At 53.7% G+C, this 15600-nt stretch carries 16 protein-coding genes and 1 riboswitch; of the genes, 7 read left to right on the forward strand and 9 right to left on the reverse strand.

The annotated features are described in order from the left end of the window. Positions 1-78: 78 nt before the first annotated feature. The 4 genes from asd (at position 79) to GC101_RS23395 (ending at position 3296) form a co-directional block, all read left to right on the forward strand. Positions 79-1164 carry an aspartate-semialdehyde dehydrogenase gene (gene asd / locus GC101_RS23380; protein ID WP_042136717.1) on the forward strand — a complete coding sequence of 362 codons (1086 nt, stop codon included), beginning with the start codon at positions 79-81 and terminating at the stop codon, positions 1162-1164. A 146-nt stretch (positions 1165-1310) separates the two neighbouring features. Then, a complete protein-coding gene (locus GC101_RS23385) occupies positions 1311-1508 on the forward strand; it encodes a DUF3934 family protein (protein ID WP_171719634.1) in 198 nt (65 codons plus the stop codon). An 85-nt stretch (positions 1509-1593) separates the two neighbouring features. Continuing rightward, positions 1594-2295, forward strand: a complete 702-nt coding sequence (locus GC101_RS23390; RefSeq protein WP_171719235.1) for a pseudouridine synthase — start codon at positions 1594-1596, stop codon at positions 2293-2295. Positions 2296-2351: 56 nt separating this feature from the next. Continuing rightward, positions 2352-3296 (forward strand): hypothetical protein, encoded by a 945-nt coding sequence (locus GC101_RS23395; protein ID WP_171719236.1) that lies wholly within the window; start codon positions 2352-2354, stop codon positions 3294-3296. Positions 3297-3386: 90 nt separating this feature from the next. On the opposite strand, the gene GC101_RS23400 is transcribed toward GC101_RS23395, so the two are convergent. The 9 genes from GC101_RS23400 to GC101_RS23440 form a co-directional block, all read right to left on the reverse strand. Further along, on the reverse strand, positions 3387-5219 hold the full coding sequence (locus GC101_RS23400) for an ABC transporter ATP-binding protein (protein ID WP_246354481.1): 1833 nt from the start codon (positions 5217-5219) through the stop codon (positions 3387-3389). Next, positions 5219-5695, reverse strand: coding sequence for a MarR family winged helix-turn-helix transcriptional regulator (locus GC101_RS23405; protein WP_171719237.1), 477 nt, complete (start codon positions 5693-5695; stop codon positions 5219-5221). Before GC101_RS23405 ends, GC101_RS23400 begins: the two co-directional genes overlap by 1 nt. A 207-nt stretch (positions 5696-5902) precedes the next feature. Beyond that, a complete protein-coding gene (gene thiE / locus GC101_RS23410; protein WP_171719238.1) occupies positions 5903-6574 on the reverse strand; it encodes a thiamine phosphate synthase in 672 nt (223 codons plus the stop codon). Next, complete coding sequence (thiD, locus tag GC101_RS23415; RefSeq protein WP_171719239.1) at positions 6571-7398, reverse strand: bifunctional hydroxymethylpyrimidine kinase/phosphomethylpyrimidine kinase; 828 nt, start codon at positions 7396-7398, stop codon at positions 6571-6573. The genes thiE and thiD overlap by 4 nt, the downstream gene beginning before the upstream one ends. A gap of 27 nt (positions 7399-7425) precedes the next feature. Next, positions 7426-8223 carry a hydroxyethylthiazole kinase gene (gene thiM / locus GC101_RS23420; RefSeq protein ID WP_171719240.1) on the reverse strand — a complete coding sequence of 266 codons (798 nt, stop codon included), beginning with the start codon at positions 8221-8223 and terminating at the stop codon, positions 7426-7428. A 77-nt stretch (positions 8224-8300) separates the two neighbouring features. Next, positions 8301-9380, reverse strand: coding sequence for an ABC transporter substrate-binding protein (locus GC101_RS23425; RefSeq protein ID WP_171719241.1), 1080 nt, complete (start codon positions 9378-9380; stop codon positions 8301-8303). Next, positions 9377-10153, reverse strand: a complete 777-nt coding sequence (locus tag GC101_RS23430; protein ID WP_171719242.1) for an ABC transporter permease — start codon at positions 10151-10153, stop codon at positions 9377-9379. Before GC101_RS23430 ends, GC101_RS23425 begins: the two co-directional genes overlap by 4 nt. After that, the gene (locus GC101_RS23435) at positions 10134-10916 is read right to left on the reverse strand and encodes an ABC transporter ATP-binding protein (protein WP_246354482.1); all 783 of its coding nucleotides are present in this window, start codon (positions 10914-10916) and stop codon (positions 10134-10136) included. The genes GC101_RS23430 and GC101_RS23435 overlap by 20 nt, the downstream gene beginning before the upstream one ends. A gap of 112 nt (positions 10917-11028) precedes the next feature. Continuing rightward, positions 11029-11131, reverse strand: a riboswitch (TPP riboswitch). Positions 11132-11199: 68 nt separating this feature from the next. After that, the gene (locus GC101_RS23440; protein ID WP_171719243.1) at positions 11200-11901 is read right to left on the reverse strand and encodes a TetR/AcrR family transcriptional regulator; all 702 of its coding nucleotides are present in this window, start codon (positions 11899-11901) and stop codon (positions 11200-11202) included. A 297-nt stretch (positions 11902-12198) separates the two neighbouring features. Here GC101_RS23440 and GC101_RS23445 point away from each other — a divergent pair, with 297 nt between their 5' ends. From GC101_RS23445 to GC101_RS23455, 3 genes are all read left to right on the forward strand, one after another. Continuing rightward, a complete protein-coding gene (locus tag GC101_RS23445; RefSeq protein ID WP_171719244.1) occupies positions 12199-13719 on the forward strand; it encodes a DHA2 family efflux MFS transporter permease subunit in 1521 nt (506 codons plus the stop codon). Between the two features lie 262 nt (positions 13720-13981). Then, the gene (locus GC101_RS23450; RefSeq protein ID WP_171719245.1) at positions 13982-14836 is read left to right on the forward strand and encodes an amino acid ABC transporter substrate-binding protein; all 855 of its coding nucleotides are present in this window, start codon (positions 13982-13984) and stop codon (positions 14834-14836) included. 93 nt (positions 14837-14929) lie between these two features. After that, a complete protein-coding gene (locus GC101_RS23455; RefSeq protein ID WP_171719246.1) occupies positions 14930-15598 on the forward strand; it encodes an amino acid ABC transporter permease in 669 nt (222 codons plus the stop codon). The last annotated feature ends 2 nt before the right edge of the window (positions 15599-15600 follow it).

Raw genomic sequence — 15600 nt, forward strand, 5'->3', positions numbered from 1 at the left:
AACATGCATATATCATTTATAATCGGTTATTAAAAAGCACCTATCGCTAGGCGCTGCTTGAAAGGAAATGAATTTCTTATGTCAAGTAAGTTGAGAGCGGGTATTGTTGGCGGTACCGGAATGGTCGGCCAGCGTTTCATTGCACTTCTTGAGAATCATCCCTGGTTTCAGGTAACGGCTATTGCCGCGAGCGCGAATTCGGCCGGTAAGACGTACGAAGAGTCCGTCAAAGGCAGATGGAAGCTGTCTACACCCATGCCGGAGGCCGTTAAGAGCATTATGGTTCAGGACGCCTCCAAGGTAGAGGAAGTGTCTGCGGATGTGGATCTGATCTTCTGCGCTGTAGATATGAAGAAAGAAGAAATCAAGGCACTGGAAGAAGCCTACGCACGCACCGGCACTCCGGTTATATCCAACAATTCCGCGCACCGCTGGACGCCGGATGTTCCGATGGTGATTCCTGAGATCAACCCTGAGCATCTTGAGGTGATTGCCCAGCAGCGCAAACGTCTGGGTACCGAAACCGGATTTATCGCTGTCAAGCCTAACTGTTCCATTCAGAGCTACATGCCTACACTGCATGCGCTTCATGATTTCAAGCCTTCGAAGGTTGTTGTGACGACGTATCAGGCGATTTCCGGAGCCGGTAAAACCTTTGCCGACTGGCCGGACATGGTGGACAACGTGATTCCGTTCATCGGCGGTGAAGAAGAGAAGAGTGAGCAGGAGCCTTTGCGGATCTGGGGGAAGGTAACCGAAGAGGGGATTGTCAAAAGCGAACAGCCAGTGATCACCACACAGTGTATTCGTGTACCGGTTGCTGATGGCCATATGGCTGCGGTATTCGCCTCCTTTGAGCAGAAGCCTAGCAGGGAAGAGATTCTGGAACACTGGAACAGCTTCCAGGGACGTCCGCAGCAGCTGGGACTGCCAAGCGCACCTAAACAGTTCATTACCTATTTCGAAGAAGAGAACCGTCCGCAGACCCGTCTGGACCGTGATATTGAGAACGGAATGGGAATTTCGGCCGGCAGACTCCGTGAAGATTCACTCTATGACTACAAATTTGTCAGCCTGTCCCACAACACTGTAAGAGGTGCTGCCGGCGGTGCTGTCCTGATCGCTGAGCTTCTGAAGGCTGAAGGTTATATTCAGCCGAAATAAGCAGCAGCAACAGCTTCATTTCCGTTCGTAATGCAGCCTGCCGGAGCCTCTCCGCGCAGGTTGTTTGCGGTTTTACCTGACATTACCCCCGGAATAATGGTAAGATAGAGGAATGCATGACGAAAACTGAATACTGACGGAGTGATATTGTGGCAAAAAGTAAAGGCGGCGGCACAGGCAGAGGGACAGGGAGCAAGGGCTGGACCCGCTGGAATAAGACGGCGAAACCCGTGAAGCCGGCAAAAAGCGGACCTCCCGGAAGCCCGGGTACCAAACCGGGAACTAAGGGAGCAGGCGCAGCCAAGGGCAGCGGCGGCGGCAACAAAACCGGAGGCAGTAAATAAGGCGGCCATGTGCCCATATGCAACATCTGATTTGTAAGTGAATCAGGTGTTCTTTAATATGTAGGGCAGGAAAGCGGGTACTGGAGTGAGAATTAATAAATATATAAGTGAGACAGGCGTATATCCGCGCAGAGAGACGGACCGGCTGATTGCGGCGGGACGGATAACCATTAACGGTATAGCCTGTACAGCGGGGGCCAGTGTTGAGCCTGGAGATACGGTGGCCGTTGACGGCGTTACGCTGAGCCCGGACCGGGAAGAACGGGTCTATCTGGCTCTTAACAAGCCAGTTGGGATTACCTGTACAGCTGCCCGGCAGGTGGAAGGGAACATCATTGATTATGTCGGTTATCCTTCCCGGATCTTTGCTGTTGGCAGGCTGGACAAACAGTCCGAAGGGCTGATACTCATGACCAATGACGGGGCCGTGGTTAACCGGATGATGCGCTCCGAGCATGGGCATGAGAAGGAATATAACGTTACGGTGGACAAGCCGGTGACTGAAGCATTCCTTCAGGAGATGTCAGCCGGTGTGGATATTCTCGGGACCCGGACCAAGCCTTGCCTCACCCGCAGGATCACGGACAACGAGTTCGCGATTATTTTAACCCAGGGGCTGAATCTTCAGATCCGCCGGATGTGCAAAGAACTGGGTTACCGGGTGCTCCGCCTGGAGCGCATCCGGATCATGCACATTACGCTCAGCGGCCTTGAGCGGGGGCAGTGGAGGCATCTGACCGCAGAAGAGCTGGCTGAACTCCACTCCAGACTGGACGCAGAGCAATAGGGATTCACAGCATTTAAGCGTTTGCTGACACACTGACAAACCATCAGGAGGATCAAATGAGAATAATAAGTTTGCTATTAGCGCTAATGGTTATAGCCGGTTGCTCGGAAACCGGCAGTAATGAATCTGCGGAGCCGCCGGAAGCATCTGTGACTTCAGAAGCAGCAGCACAGTCAACTGCACCACAAGCCTCTCCGGCGGATGCAACCGCTGATTTTACGGGGGAAGTACCGGAAGTCTCCCCGGAGATTTCGGATAAATATTCAGGCTTCTTACATATGGATGCCGTTCAGCTGAACGGGCAGATCTACGAGGTGTATTACTGGAACAAAGGGGAGTTTACGTATACGCAGTTTGCGGTTGTGAAGGACGGGAAGATTGTCTTTGACAGCAAGCAGGCCGGAATTAAGATTGAAGGCGGCAATATCTGGAGTGAGGAAGATGATCTCTGGGCGGAAGCGCTTGTGCAGAATAACCATGCCACCTTTTTGTTCAGTCTGATGGATAACCGTCCTGAATCATCCTATATTGTCGTTGAGGAAATCGACGGAGTCATGCAGGTAACTGTTAACGATAATGTCTCGGTGAACTATGAGGATACGGATCAGGACGGAGATGAGGATTTGCTGGCAAGTCCCTTTTCCGGGCAATTGCCGCTTGGTCCAGCGCTGGTAGGCGTGTATGAGCTTCAGGGAACACGGTATGTACCGGATAAGACCCTCACCAAGCAATATGCGGAAGATCAGCTGCGGCTAAGTGAGCAGGAGTACAAAAATAACCCCACAGACCTGACATTGGACAGCCTGCTCAGTGCCTATCTGATTCTGGAGCAGCGTAGTTTTGCGTTGACGCGGTTTGAAGAATTCTATGAGTGGGCAGGACAGCGTGCCGGAGACGGCGGTTTTGTGGACGAATATTATGACCGCTTGAAGAAGAACGAGACGCCGGAATACTTCAGCGGATGGATGGACAAGCTGGAGCCATTGCGTACAGAGAGATAAACCTGGACTTGTCTGTTCAATTATAAAAAGGGATTCCGGAGGCAGCGGTTAATGGCCTCCGTGAATCCCTTTTTTCCATTCCGTACAACATCAAGTGGCGGACTCTGACGCCTGAAACTGCTTGTTATACAAATCCCTGTAGACCCCGTTGTCCGCCAGCAGAGAAGCATGTTGTCCAGACTCCACAATAGCGCCGTCCTGAACGACGAGAATTGTATCGGCAGCCATAATGGTGGAAAGCCTGTGGGCGATAACGATGCTGGTCTTGCCCAGCAGCAGCTGATGCATCGCCTGTTGGATATAGAACTCCGACACCGTATCCAGTGACGAGGTGGCTTCATCCATGATGATAATGGGCGGATTCTTGAGCAGCACGCGGGCGATCGAGATCCGCTGCTTCTCTCCGCCGGACAGCTTGATTCCCCGGTTACCGACTACCGTGCTGTAGCCTTCGGGCAGCTTCATAATGAAATCATGAATATAAGCGGCTTCACAGGCGGCAATCATCTCAGCTTCAGTGGCGCCGGCGCTTGCATAGAGCAGGTTCTCTTGGATGGTCCCGTTGAACAGATACGTATCCTGCGTGACAAGCCCGATCTGAGAGCGGAGCGAATGCAGCGTGAACTCACGGATATCCTTGCCGCCGATGCGGATCACACCCGAATCCAGTTCATAGAGTCTGGGGATGAGGTTGGTAATGGTTGTTTTACCCGCTCCGCTGGGGCCGACCAGCGCAGTCAGTGATCCGGCGGCAGCCGTGAAGGAAATCCCCCGCAGGGCCGGTTTGCCCGGCTGATAGGCGAAATTCACCTTGTCGAAGACGATATCCTGGCCGTCAGCACTGCTTGGCAGGGCCAGCGGCGAATCCACAATCAGCGGGTCCATATCGAAATAGTCAAAAATCCGTTCAAACAGCGCCACCGACCGGTTCACATCCACATACAGATTGGTCATTTGCATCACAGGCCCGTATAATCTGCCCAGCAGCGCCACAAAGGTGATAATCGCACCAACCGTCAGCTCTCCCTGAATAAATAAATAACCCCCGTACAGATAGATCAGCATGGGCCCGATACTGGTGAAGGTGGTGAGAACCAGCATAAACCAGCGGCCGGCCATCGATTCCCGGATCTGCAGGCGTGTCGCCTGGGCATTAACGCTTCTGAAGCTCGCCAGCTCGTTGTCTTCCTTGGTGAACAGCTTCATGAGCATATATCCGCTGAGACTGAGCGTTTCCTGGATGATCTGGTTTTGCTCGGAGATCTTCTCCTGGGTTTCCTTGGCCAGCTTCCAGCGCACATTGCCCATTTTGCGGGTTGGCATAATGAACAGGGGGACGACCAGTATGCCCAGCAGCGCCAGCTTCCAGTTCATAATAAACAGAGTTACGGCTGTCGTAGTCAGAATGAACAGATTGCTGGCAAAATTGACGATGGTGCTGTTGAACACGCCCTGTATCCCGGCAATATCACTGGTCATCCGGGTAATGACTTCCCCTTGCTTGACCCCTGAGAAGAACTGCAGCGGCATGCCCTGCAGATGGCGGTACATCTGATTTTTCATATCGTGTACAATATTTTGCGAGATAAAAGAGTTCAGGTAATTCTGCAGCACGCCCAGCAGACCGGACACTACAGTTGTACCGAGCGAGGCGAGGACAAGCAGAACCAGCAGCCTCAGGTTTTTATCCGGGAGCGCACGGTCGATAATATGCTGAATCAGAATCGGTGGAAGCAGCCCGAGCACTGCAGTAATGCACAGCACAATCATCACCAGCAGGGTCTGCTTCCAGTAAGGCAGGAAATATTTCACGATGCGGAGGAGCAGCGTCTTGGATATATCCGGCTTCGCCTCATCATCATCGAACTTTAATTTGCCATGCCCGGGCCCGCCGAATCCCATTGGACCGAAACCTCTGCCCATTATTCATCACCAGCTTTGTGTGTATTTAAGTTATCCTGATCCCGGGTCAGCTGTTCGAGCAGCTGGGAGTGCATTTGAATGAGCGACTGGACTTCTTCTCCGGAAAAATGATCCAGCGCCGCCCCCAGCATTTGGTATGAGTAGGCGTCTTCATTGTATTGCCTGCACAGCGCTTCACCTGCCGGGGTGAGATTCAGCCTCGTTTCCCTGCGGTCTGCCTCGGAGGCGGTCCGGGTCACCAGTTCCTTCTCGGCCAATGCATCAATATGCAGGCTTACGCGGCTCTTGGCAAATACCAGACGCTCTGTTATTTCCTTCTGCGATTGACCGGGATGCTTGAGCAGAGAATTCAGTATACCGATCTGATGCACGGTTAATCCAAGATCCGCAGCGCTCTGATGGGCCAGCTTACGGAGCTGACGGGCAACGGAGAGCAAGGAATGATACACCTCTATCGTTTGCGCCGGATCTGTCATGGGGCAACCTCCTCTGACCTGATAATAGTTTCTTTTGTTAACAGTTAACAATGTAAACTGATTATACGCCTGAATATTCCAAAAGTAAATGTTACGCTGAAATAGCGGTATACAGGTTATGCCGGAATGCATAAGAAACACCCGCAGCGCCTGTGTGAAGGCAGCTGCGGGTGTTTTTGGAATTGAAATACACTCATTTATTTAAGCTCATTCCGGAAGCATTCCGCTTTGTATAATCCGCCCGAACGCCCTCGCGGTCTCCCGGATATCCTCCGCTCCGGCAATGGCGGAGATTACGGAGATTCCGTCTGCACCGGCCCGGATCACCGGCAGGGCGTTACCCAGGGTTATACCGCCGATCCCTACCAGGGGAATATTAAGTCCGCTGCGGCGGAGCGTATCAATGACAGCCGTCCCTTGAACGGCTTCGGCATCGTCTTTGGAGGAGGTGGGGTAGACCGGACCGACCCCGAGATAATCGGCTCCGTCCGCAATCGCCTGCTGCGCTTCCGCGGGATTATGGGCGGAAACGCCGATGATCTTGTGCTCACCGAGCCGCTGGCGGATCGTCCGGGCCGGCAGATCATCCTGGCCCACATGGACTCCGTCTGCATCAAGTGCAACCGCCAGCTCCAGGTCGTCATTGACGATGAACGGAATCCGCTTGTCCCGGCAGATTGCCCGGAGCTGCTGTCCAAGCTCTAGCAGAGCAGCGCCGGTCAGAGCACCGGGACCCTTTTCACGGAACTGGAATAAGGTGATTCCCCCGTCTGCTGCGGCAGATAAAGTCTCGGCTGGAGAGAGGCGGCAGTTCACGCTGCCCATAATGAAATATACCTTAAGGAGCTTACGCATATCCTCACTGTCAATCCGTTTCATAGCTGCTTCCTCCCTGATCTGATACGGTTCCCGTAAGCAAAATGATTGGTCGGCCCTTGTCCTGCCCCGATGTTCAGACTGTCCTCAATGGCTGCCTGAATGAAGGCTTTGGCTGTATGCACCGCTTCATTGATAGAGTGGCCGAGCGCAAGTCCTGCCGCCACCGCCGCCGAGAAAGTACAGCCGGTCCCATGCGTATGTCTGGTCTCAATCCGCGGACTGGTCAGATATTGGAATTCCCGGCCGTCATAGAGCAGGTCCACCACCTGATCGCCTTCCGGATCATGTCCGCCCTTAAGAACAATGTACTGCGGCCCCATCTGATGGAGGAGTCTTGCAGCCTGTTCTCTGTCTGCCATTCCATTAATCTTCATCCCCGTGAGCATCTCTGCTTCGGGAAGATTGGGGGTAACCACAAGAGCCAGAGGCAGCAGTCCGGTAATCAATGCCTGCACGGCTTCCTGCAGCAGCAGAGCGGATCCGCCCTTGGCAATCATTACCGGGTCGATCACAAGCCGCTGCTGCCAGCCGTACGCTGTCACCTTATCCGCGACAACACCGATAATCTCACTGCTGAACAGCATGCCGGTCTTAATGGCATCAGGTATCAAGTCACTGCCAATAGAATCCAGCTGAGCGGCAACGGCTTCCGGCTCCAGCGGATATACCCCTTGAACGCCTAGGGTATTCTGTGCCGTGACCGCAGTGAGCGCGGACATTCCGTAGACTCCAAGCTCCTGGAAGGTCTTCAGATCAGCCTGGATACCGGCACCTCCGCCGCTGTCAGAGCCGGCAATCGTTAACGCTTTACGTATACTGGTCATCAGGTATTCTCCTTTAAGAGGTGCGGTTTATTGTTCAATCAGCTGCAGGCGTGACCGGCTGCTGTAGATATCTGGTGTCACCAGGGACAATTGATTCAGGAACTCCATCTGGAAGCTGCCGGGTCCTTGTCCTTCAGCGGCTTCAGCGGCAATCTCGGCCGCCACGCCGTAGAACGAGAGTGCTTCGGCTGCTGCCTCAAGCGCATTCCCGCCGCTTACTGCAAGAAATGCGCCAACTACGGCACTGAGCAGACAGCCGGTTCCCGTGACTTGGGTCAGGATGGAATGGCCGTTGCTGGCGATGTAGGTGCGTGTGCCGTCGGTAATGATATCCTCCTTGCCGGTGATAATCACCACGCAGTTCAGCTTCCGCGCAGCCTTGTTCGCCAAGGCGATCACATCGCCTTCACCTGCTCCGGCATCGACGCCTTTGCTGGCCCAGCGCTCTCCGGCGACATTGGCTACTTCGGCCACATTACCGCGCAGAGCGGTCAGCTGCAGCTCACCCAGCAGCTTCGCGGTAACGTCAGTGCGGTACGGTGTAGCGCCTGCTCCAACGGGATCAAGCACGAGCGGGACACCATGCCGGTTCGCGGCTTGTCCGGCCTTCACCATTGAAGCGATGGCGGCTTCATTCAGTGTACCGATGTTCAGCACGACCGCCCCGGACATCGCGGCAACATCCGCCACCTCTTCCAGTGCGTCGGCCATGAACGGGGAAGCCCCCAGCGCCAGCAGTCCGTTAGCGGTGAAATTAGCCACAACAATATTAGTAATATTATGTACGAGCGGATTTGCCAGCCGTACCTTGGATAGAAAAGACATGAATTATTCCTCCTGAAAGTTTTGATAGCATACGCATCCTTGAGATCATTTCGCAAAACTAACTTCGAAAGCATGATCTATAAATTAATAAAAGCATCCGCACTGTCAACTTCCTCTGCCAGCAGACCGCCCTCGCTCAGCCATTTACGGACATTCTCCCAGGAAGCGGTATCCTGATATCCGAAGGGCTGTGACCCGGCGTCCATCAGCGGCAGCAGAATTTCCAGGCTGCGCTTCTCGATGGCTTCATCAAGCGGTGCGGTGGCATCCTGATGCTCCAGCAGAAGCTTCAGCGCCTGCTCCGGCTGCTTAGTGACGAATTGCTGACCCTTGCGCGCAGCATTCATGAACTTCTGGAAATATTCCGAGGAATTCTGCAGACCCTGGTCACTTGCGACCAGCACCAGCTCATAATAATCAGGAACCCCGTAGTCAACCGGATTGAACGAACGCACAGGATGCCCCTCCTGCTCTAATATCAGCTGCTCATGGTTGATGAAGCCGCCCATAATTCCATCCACACGCCCGGTGGATAGGGCAGGGATAAGCTCAAAGCCGACGTCAATCAGCTTCAGGGAGGCGGGATCGCCGCCATCGGTTTGGATCATAGTGTGCAGCATGGCTTCATACAGCGGAATGGAGGAGTAACCGGCTTGCTTGCCTGAGAGCTCCCCGGGCCGGGTTATTCCGCTGTCTGCGGAAACCATGAGATGGTTCAGGGGATGCCGTACCAGAGCGGCGACGGATTTGACCGGAATCTGCTCTCCCCGGGCCATCAGCACCTGCGGCTGGTAGCTGAGTGCCAGATCGACTTGTCCGGCAGCTACCAGCTTCAGCGCGTCGTTGCTGTCGGCAGGCATCTGTATCTCAACATCGAGCCCTTCTTCGGCAAAATACCCCTCACTCTGTGCCGCATACAAAAAGGAATGAACGGCGTTCGGATACCAGTCGAGCATGATCGTCAGCTTATGGGCTGTACCGTCTGCGGCTGCCGCCGGAGTGGATGATGCCGATGATGAGCCGGAGCCAGCCGGCACGTTATTGCCGGCGCAGCCTGGCAGAACCAAGAGAACAGACAGGAGCAAAACATAAGGCAGCAACTTATAAGGTTGAGCACTACGGGTGTAGAGATAACGGTTATAGCGGATTGGAGTCATGAATAACGTCCTCTTTTCTTCAGAAATAACTTCTCGAGCGTAGCAATACACAGAAACAAAGTGATCCCAAGGGCGGACAGCAGCACGACAGCGGCAAACATCTCGGCACTCTGCAGATTGCCGGCCATTCTCCGGCTGAAATAACCGAGCCCCCGGCTGCCTCCAAGCCATTCGCCGATGGTAGCGCCAATGACGCAGTACACCACCGACAGCTTCAGTCCGGAGAAAAAGGACGGCAGGGCCAGCGGAACAGCAGCCTTGCGGAGAATCTGCCAGCGGTTCGCGCCTAAGGTAAGCAGCAGCTCACGGTACTGCTCCGTATTCTTGCCCAGCCCGTCGTAGGTGCCGACAACCACCGGGAAGAAGGCGGTCAGGAACACTACGGCAACCTTACTCCACAAGGTGTAGCCGAACCACATGATAAACAGGGGAGAGAGGGCAACCAGCGGAATCGTCTGGCTGATAATCAGCAGCGGATACAGCGCTTTGGCCAGCGGCCTGAACAGATGCATGCCCGTTCCCAGCAGACTGCCGCAGAAGACGGACAGAGCGAAGCCTGTAAGTACCTCAAGCAGTGTTGCGGGCATGTGCACACCGAAGAGCAAACCCCGCTCCTCCATCAGAGCACTCCAGATGGCCGTGGGAGCCGGCAGGATGAACGGAGGAATCTGCCCCAGCCGGGACACCGTTTCCCAGACCGCAAGGATCAGCAGCACAAGCAGAATAGCCGGGCTGTACTCTCGCAGCAATCTTCTATAGAAGACGGTTGTCATACAGCTTCAGCTCCAAATCCTGCCGCAGGGCAACAAACTGCGGTTCGTAATTCTGACTGTGATGTCTGGGGCGGGGAAGACCGGTGATGAACTCCTGCATACCGCCCCCGGCACCGCCGGTCATCAGATAGATACGGTCACTAAGCAGAAGCGCTTCTTCAAGGTCATGGGTAATGAACAGCACAGTCTTGTCCAGTCCCGACCATAATTCCAGCAGCCAGCGGTGAAGCTCCCGCTTGGTTATGGCGTCCAGTGCCCCGAACGGCTCGTCCAGCAGGAGCAGCTCATTCCCGGCGGCAATGGTGCGGAGTACTGCAACCCGCTGGCGCATACCGCCCGACAGCTCATGCGGATACGCAGACCCGGTATCACCAAGACCGAACTGCTGCAGCATGCTGCGGATCTGAATAACGGCTTCCTCTTTGGAGCCGCTCCGCTTCAGTTCCCAGGGCAGCAGGCAATTGTCCAGTACGGTTCTCCAGGGCAGCAGGAGATCCCGCTGCGGCATATAGCCGACCTGGCCGAGCCGCTCCGAGGCGCTATTAGGCGGTTGCCCGTGCAGGGAAACCTCGCCGCTGCCGGGTTCCAGCAGGCCGGCGATAATCTTGAACAGCGTGCTTTTGCCGCAGCCGCTGGCACCCACGACGGAGATGAACTCGCCGCGGCGGACCTTCATGGAGATCCCGGAGAAGACCGGAGCCCTTGAAGCTGCGCCGAAAGAATAGGACAGGTTAGCGATGTTGATCATAGGATGGGGAAGCAAGCCTCCTTAGGGAAAAGTGATTACGCTACGAAAACAAGAAAGACCCATCCATTTCCGGAGGAAATGAATGGGCCTGAAGGTACAGTCAGTTTGCAAAGACGCGGAACCGCTGATACATTCTGCTCCACTTCCCTCCGCTGGTATGATCCAGATCAGGTTCCAAGGGTCCGGAGCTTAAGCTCCGTCTCAGTCGGCCGACTCCCCTAGTGAAATAACAGGTGCTATTGAATTCGTAATTGCTACTTAATATACCATAATTTCCCCGCTTGTAAAGAGTCAGGGCTCAGCGCTTGGAGAGGCCGGTGATGAACAACGCAACAATTCCCCGCGAGATTTCCTCTTTGGAGGAGCCGTTCCGTTTCTGTTCATACAGGTAAAGATCGGGACTAAGTACAGAGATCAGCGCTGTGGCAGCAAAGCGGGGATCGATCCCGATAATCTCACCATTCGCGGATGCGCGGTGCAGAAGTTCACCCATAATCACCCCGAGCCGCTGGAAAAAAGGATGTTCGAACTGGGTAAGCTGCTTCTTGCCGGTGAATTCGGATTTGATCATATTCAAGAGCTCCGCATATTGCTCAATGAAACCAACGACCTGCTCAATGCTGCTCTGCAGATGCGCGAGGGCAGCCGTTTCACCGGCGCTGGCAGCGAGCTGCTGTTCCATTCCCGACAGAAACTGCTCGGTGCTGTCCAGCAGCAGGGCTGAACAGATTTCGCCCTTATCAGTGAAGCGGCGGTAGAGAGATCCCTGTCCTATGCCGGCCCGTTTGGCAATGCCGTACATACTCACAGCTTCAAGGCCGCTCTCGGTGAACAGCTGGCGGGCGGCTTCGAGAATCCGCTGCATATAAGGATCGGCGGGTTCTTTTGCAGCGATGTCTGTGTTCACTGTGTTATCTTTGTTCTCTGTGTTCTCTGTGTTCTCTGTATTGTCCGGAGCTGCTGATGTTACAGGTTCAACTTCCGTTTCTGTTTTTTTCATGATATCCCCTTTCATATACTTGCAGTTCCTACAACAATCCATCCGGATACCCGGCTATCCATGAATCAAAGCTGCAAAATATACAACATTTATGCCTACAGTGCGTACTAAGAAGTCTCTATTCTGCCGGTAAACGAATCAAGTGTGGGGAATTGGCGTATTCCGCTTGACACATCGGACAATTGTCCGTAGACTATGAAATGCGAACGCGGACAATTGTCCGTTCACTAATTATATAGACAAACCTGCCCGCAGGTCAACGTAGATGACAGCGGACAGTTCAGGAGGAGAAGGAGTATGAATCAGACCTTGAAGCAGGATGCGGATTTCCGGTTATCTAGCATTTTAGTTCCGCTGCTGGCGATTATTGCCGGTGTATTTATGGTTGTGCTGGACAGTACGGCTATGAATGTGGCATTGTCCAGACTGGTAGTGGATTTCAATACAGATCTGCACACGCTGCAATGGGTTGTAACCGGATATATGCTTGCGCAGGCTTCGGTGATTCCGCTGTCGGGCTGGCTGTCTGACCGGTTCGGGGCTAAGAACGTCTTTTTGACAGCAGTAATTGTGTTTACCGTTGGATCCATTCTGTGTGCAACCCCAAGTAGTGCAGAATGGCTGGTCGTTTTCCGGGTATTGCAGGGTCTTGGAGGGGGTTGTGTGCTCCCGGTCGGGATGGCGTATGTATACAGACTGGCTCCGAAGAGTAAAGTGGGCGTTGTTATGGGGATTATGGGAATTCCCGTGCTGTTCGCACCGGCGATTGGTCCTGTATTGTCCGGCTGGCTGGTGGAATACCACTCCTGGCGCTGGATCTTCCTGATTAATATCCCCATCGGTATTATCTGTGTGCTGATCGGGCTGCGAAAGCTGCCGAATGCGGCGAAGAACACCGTTCCCGGCATGGATAAATTCGGAATGGTGCTCGGACCGCTGGCTTTTGCTTCACTCACTTACGGTGTTAGCCAGGGCGCGCAGAGCTGGACCTCGGACAAAACGCTAATCGGGTTATCTCTGGGAGCTGTGGCACTGATTGCCTTTGTCATTGCCGAGCTGCGTTCCAAGACCCCTTTACTGGAGCTGCGGATTCTGAAATCTGTGGATTTCACCACCGGAATTATCGTGCAGTGGATCGCCCAGTTCGGCTTATATGGTGCTTTATTTCTGCTGCCGCAGTTTCTGCAGCAGGCCCGCGGCTTCGGCGCATTTGATACCGGACTGACCCTGCTGCCGCAGGCCATTGCTTCCGGGCTGATGATGCCGATTGCCGGCATTCTGTTCGACCGGATCGGAGTGCGCTGGCTGGTGGTCTGCGGACTCAGTCTGGTCTCTGGCGCATTGTTCCAGTATTCCCATGTCGATCTGACCACCCAGAGCCGTGATCTCATTCTTCCGCTGATCATGTGCGGTGCAGGGATGGGGATGATGATGATGCCGATGAATACGCATCTGCTGAACAAGGCGCCAGGCAATCTGGTCAACCGGGTAACCTCCCTCACCAACTCGATGCAGCAGGTCATCAACTCACTTGCAGTGTCGACACTGGTTACGATTCTGACGGCCAGAACCTCCGCGCGTGGTCTTGAAATGCAGGAGGCGGCAGCCGCTGCCGGGCAGACGGTGGACGGAGCCTCGAGGGAGGCCCTGCAGCTGGCCAAGCAGACTGTATTGGCCCAGGGCTTTGCCGACACCTTCCACATTATGATTTTTGTAGCTTTAGGCGGCGCCGTCCTTGGGCTGCTGCTGCGCCGGGGCCGCAAACCAGAAAGCGGAGGCTCCAAGGAGAAAGCGGTGCCTGAAATCATGCACGGTTAATAGGTGCATTCACATTCATAAGAAGTAAGGCGGCGATTCTCTGTTACTGGAGGGTCGCTGTTTTGCGTTGTGGATCATTTAGTTTGTCTTCCACTGATGTAGAAATGCAATTTCGGGGCAAGCTAAACTATCAAAAACCGATATAGCATAAATCCGATGTTTATTATCGGAAAAAGTTATTGACGGATGTAACAGCTCAATGTTACGATTCATTTTGCCGGCAAGTCCGGAACATAAAGAGAGATGAGAGGGGATTAATCTTATGAAAAAACTTAGTCTGACAATTATGCTGCTCCTGACCATGGCCGTGGTTGCGGCATGCGGCAACAACAATAACAATAATGCAGCAACAGGCGGCAATACGGCGGCTGAACCTACTGCAGCAGCTACAGATAGTGCGGCACCTGCTGAGCAGAATAGCCTGGAAGCTGTCAAAGCCAGCGGCAAGCTGCGTATCGGAACAGAAGGCACCTATGCCCCGTTCACATATCATGATGCCGACGGCAAGCTGACAGGCTTCGATGTGGAAATTGCTGAAGAAGTAACTAAACGTCTGGGCGTGGAAGCCGAGTTTATCGAGACTCAGTGGGACGGTATTTTTGCCGGTATGGATGCCAAGCGGTTCGATACGATCTTCAACGAAGTTTCCATTACGGATGAGCGCAAAGTGAAATATGATTTCTCCGACCCGTATATCGTATCCAAGGCTGTGCTGATCGTCAGTGAAGATAATGAAGATATCAAATCATTCGCGGACCTCAAGGGCAAGAAAGCCGGCCAGTCCCTGACAAGTAACCTTGGACAGATTGCAACGGATAACGGTGCAGAGATTGTATCCACAGAAGGCTTCAATCAGGCAATTGATCTGCTGACCTCCGGCCGGATTGATGCAACCGTCAATGATGGCTTGTCCTTCCTGGATCTGAAGAAGCAGAAGCCGGATATCAAGATCAAGCAGGTTGATGAGATTGCAGAAGGCTCGTATAGTGCAGCGGTCTTCCTGAAGGGTAACGATGAGCTTGTACAGGCAGTGAATGAAGCGCTGACTGCCATGCATGATGATGGCACATATCTGAAGATTTCCGAGAAATACTTCGGAGCTGATGTATCGAAATAAGCTTGCCTGCTTGACGGCAGTCTCAAATAACTTATGGACACAGGGCGGAGCCGGATGCTTCCGCCTTGCCGTTCCAAGAAGGATGTCAGAACGATGGATGACCGCAAAATACAAATATTTCTTGACTCACTGCTGCCTCTGTTCAAAGCCGGGGTGGCTTTTACCATTCCGCTAGCGTTGGTATCCTTTGCACTTGGGCTTGTGCTGGCTATCATTACCGCGCTCGCCCGGTTGTCCTCCTGGAGAATCCCTAAGCTGATTGCCCGGTTCTATGTATGGGTGATCCGCGGAACTCCGTTGCTGGTACAGTTGTTCATTATTTTCTATGGACTGCCCGCCGCAGGTATTGTGCTTGATCCGTTCATCGCAGCCGTTATCGGCTTTACTCTAAGCGTCGGGGCATATTCCTCGGAAATCGTCCGTGCGGCTATTCTGTCCATACATAAAGGCCAATGGGAAGCTGCTTTCTCCGTCGGTATGAGCCGTGGACAGGCTTTGCGGCGGGTGATTCTGCCTCAAGCTGCCCGGGTATCGGTTCCGCCATTATCAAATTCATTCATTAGTCTGGTGAAGGATACATCACTTGCGGCAAGCATCACTTATGTAGAAATTTTCAGAAAGGCACAGCAGATCACTGCAACAACCTATGAGCCGCTGCTACTATACTGCGAAGCGGCGCTGTTCTATCTGCTGTTCTGTTCAGTGCTGTCGGCGCTGCAAAATGTTCTGGAGAAGCGGCTGGACCGGTATTCGGCCAGTTAAGG

Source organism: Paenibacillus phytohabitans, assembly GCF_013141775.1.
Taxonomy (GTDB): domain Bacteria; phylum Bacillota; class Bacilli; order Paenibacillales; family Paenibacillaceae; genus Paenibacillus_AQ; species Paenibacillus_AQ phytohabitans.

Bases quoted from the DNA above. Each gene is read 5' to 3' on its own strand.
- GC101_RS23400 (WP_246354481.1), bottom strand. From the start codon at position 5,219: ATGGGCAGAGGTTTCGGTCCAATGGGATTCGGCGGGCCCGGGCATGGC.
- thiM (WP_171719240.1), bottom strand. From the start codon at position 8,223: ATGTCTTTTCTATCCAAGGTACGGCTGGCAAATCCGCTCGTACATAAT.
- thiE (WP_171719238.1), bottom strand. From the start codon at position 6,574: ATGAAACGGATTGACAGTGAGGATATGCGTAAGCTCCTTAAGGTATAT.
- GC101_RS23425 (WP_171719241.1), bottom strand. From the start codon at position 9,380: ATGACTCCAATCCGCTATAACCGTTATCTCTACACCCGTAGTGCTCAA.
- asd (WP_042136717.1), top strand. From the start codon at position 79: ATGTCAAGTAAGTTGAGAGCGGGTATTGTTGGCGGTACCGGAATGGTC.
- GC101_RS23455 (WP_171719246.1), top strand. From the start codon at position 14,930: ATGGATGACCGCAAAATACAAATATTTCTTGACTCACTGCTGCCTCTG.
- GC101_RS23450 (WP_171719245.1), top strand. From the start codon at position 13,982: ATGAAAAAACTTAGTCTGACAATTATGCTGCTCCTGACCATGGCCGTG.
- GC101_RS23430 (WP_171719242.1), bottom strand. From the start codon at position 10,153: ATGACAACCGTCTTCTATAGAAGATTGCTGCGAGAGTACAGCCCGGCT.
- GC101_RS23440 (WP_171719243.1), bottom strand. From the start codon at position 11,901: ATGAAAAAAACAGAAACGGAAGTTGAACCTGTAACATCAGCAGCTCCG.
- GC101_RS23445 (WP_171719244.1), top strand. From the start codon at position 12,199: ATGAATCAGACCTTGAAGCAGGATGCGGATTTCCGGTTATCTAGCATT.
- thiD (WP_171719239.1), bottom strand. From the start codon at position 7,398: ATGACCAGTATACGTAAAGCGTTAACGATTGCCGGCTCTGACAGCGGC.
- GC101_RS23395 (WP_171719236.1), top strand. From the start codon at position 2,352: ATGAGAATAATAAGTTTGCTATTAGCGCTAATGGTTATAGCCGGTTGC.
- GC101_RS23405 (WP_171719237.1), bottom strand. From the start codon at position 5,695: ATGACAGATCCGGCGCAAACGATAGAGGTGTATCATTCCTTGCTCTCC.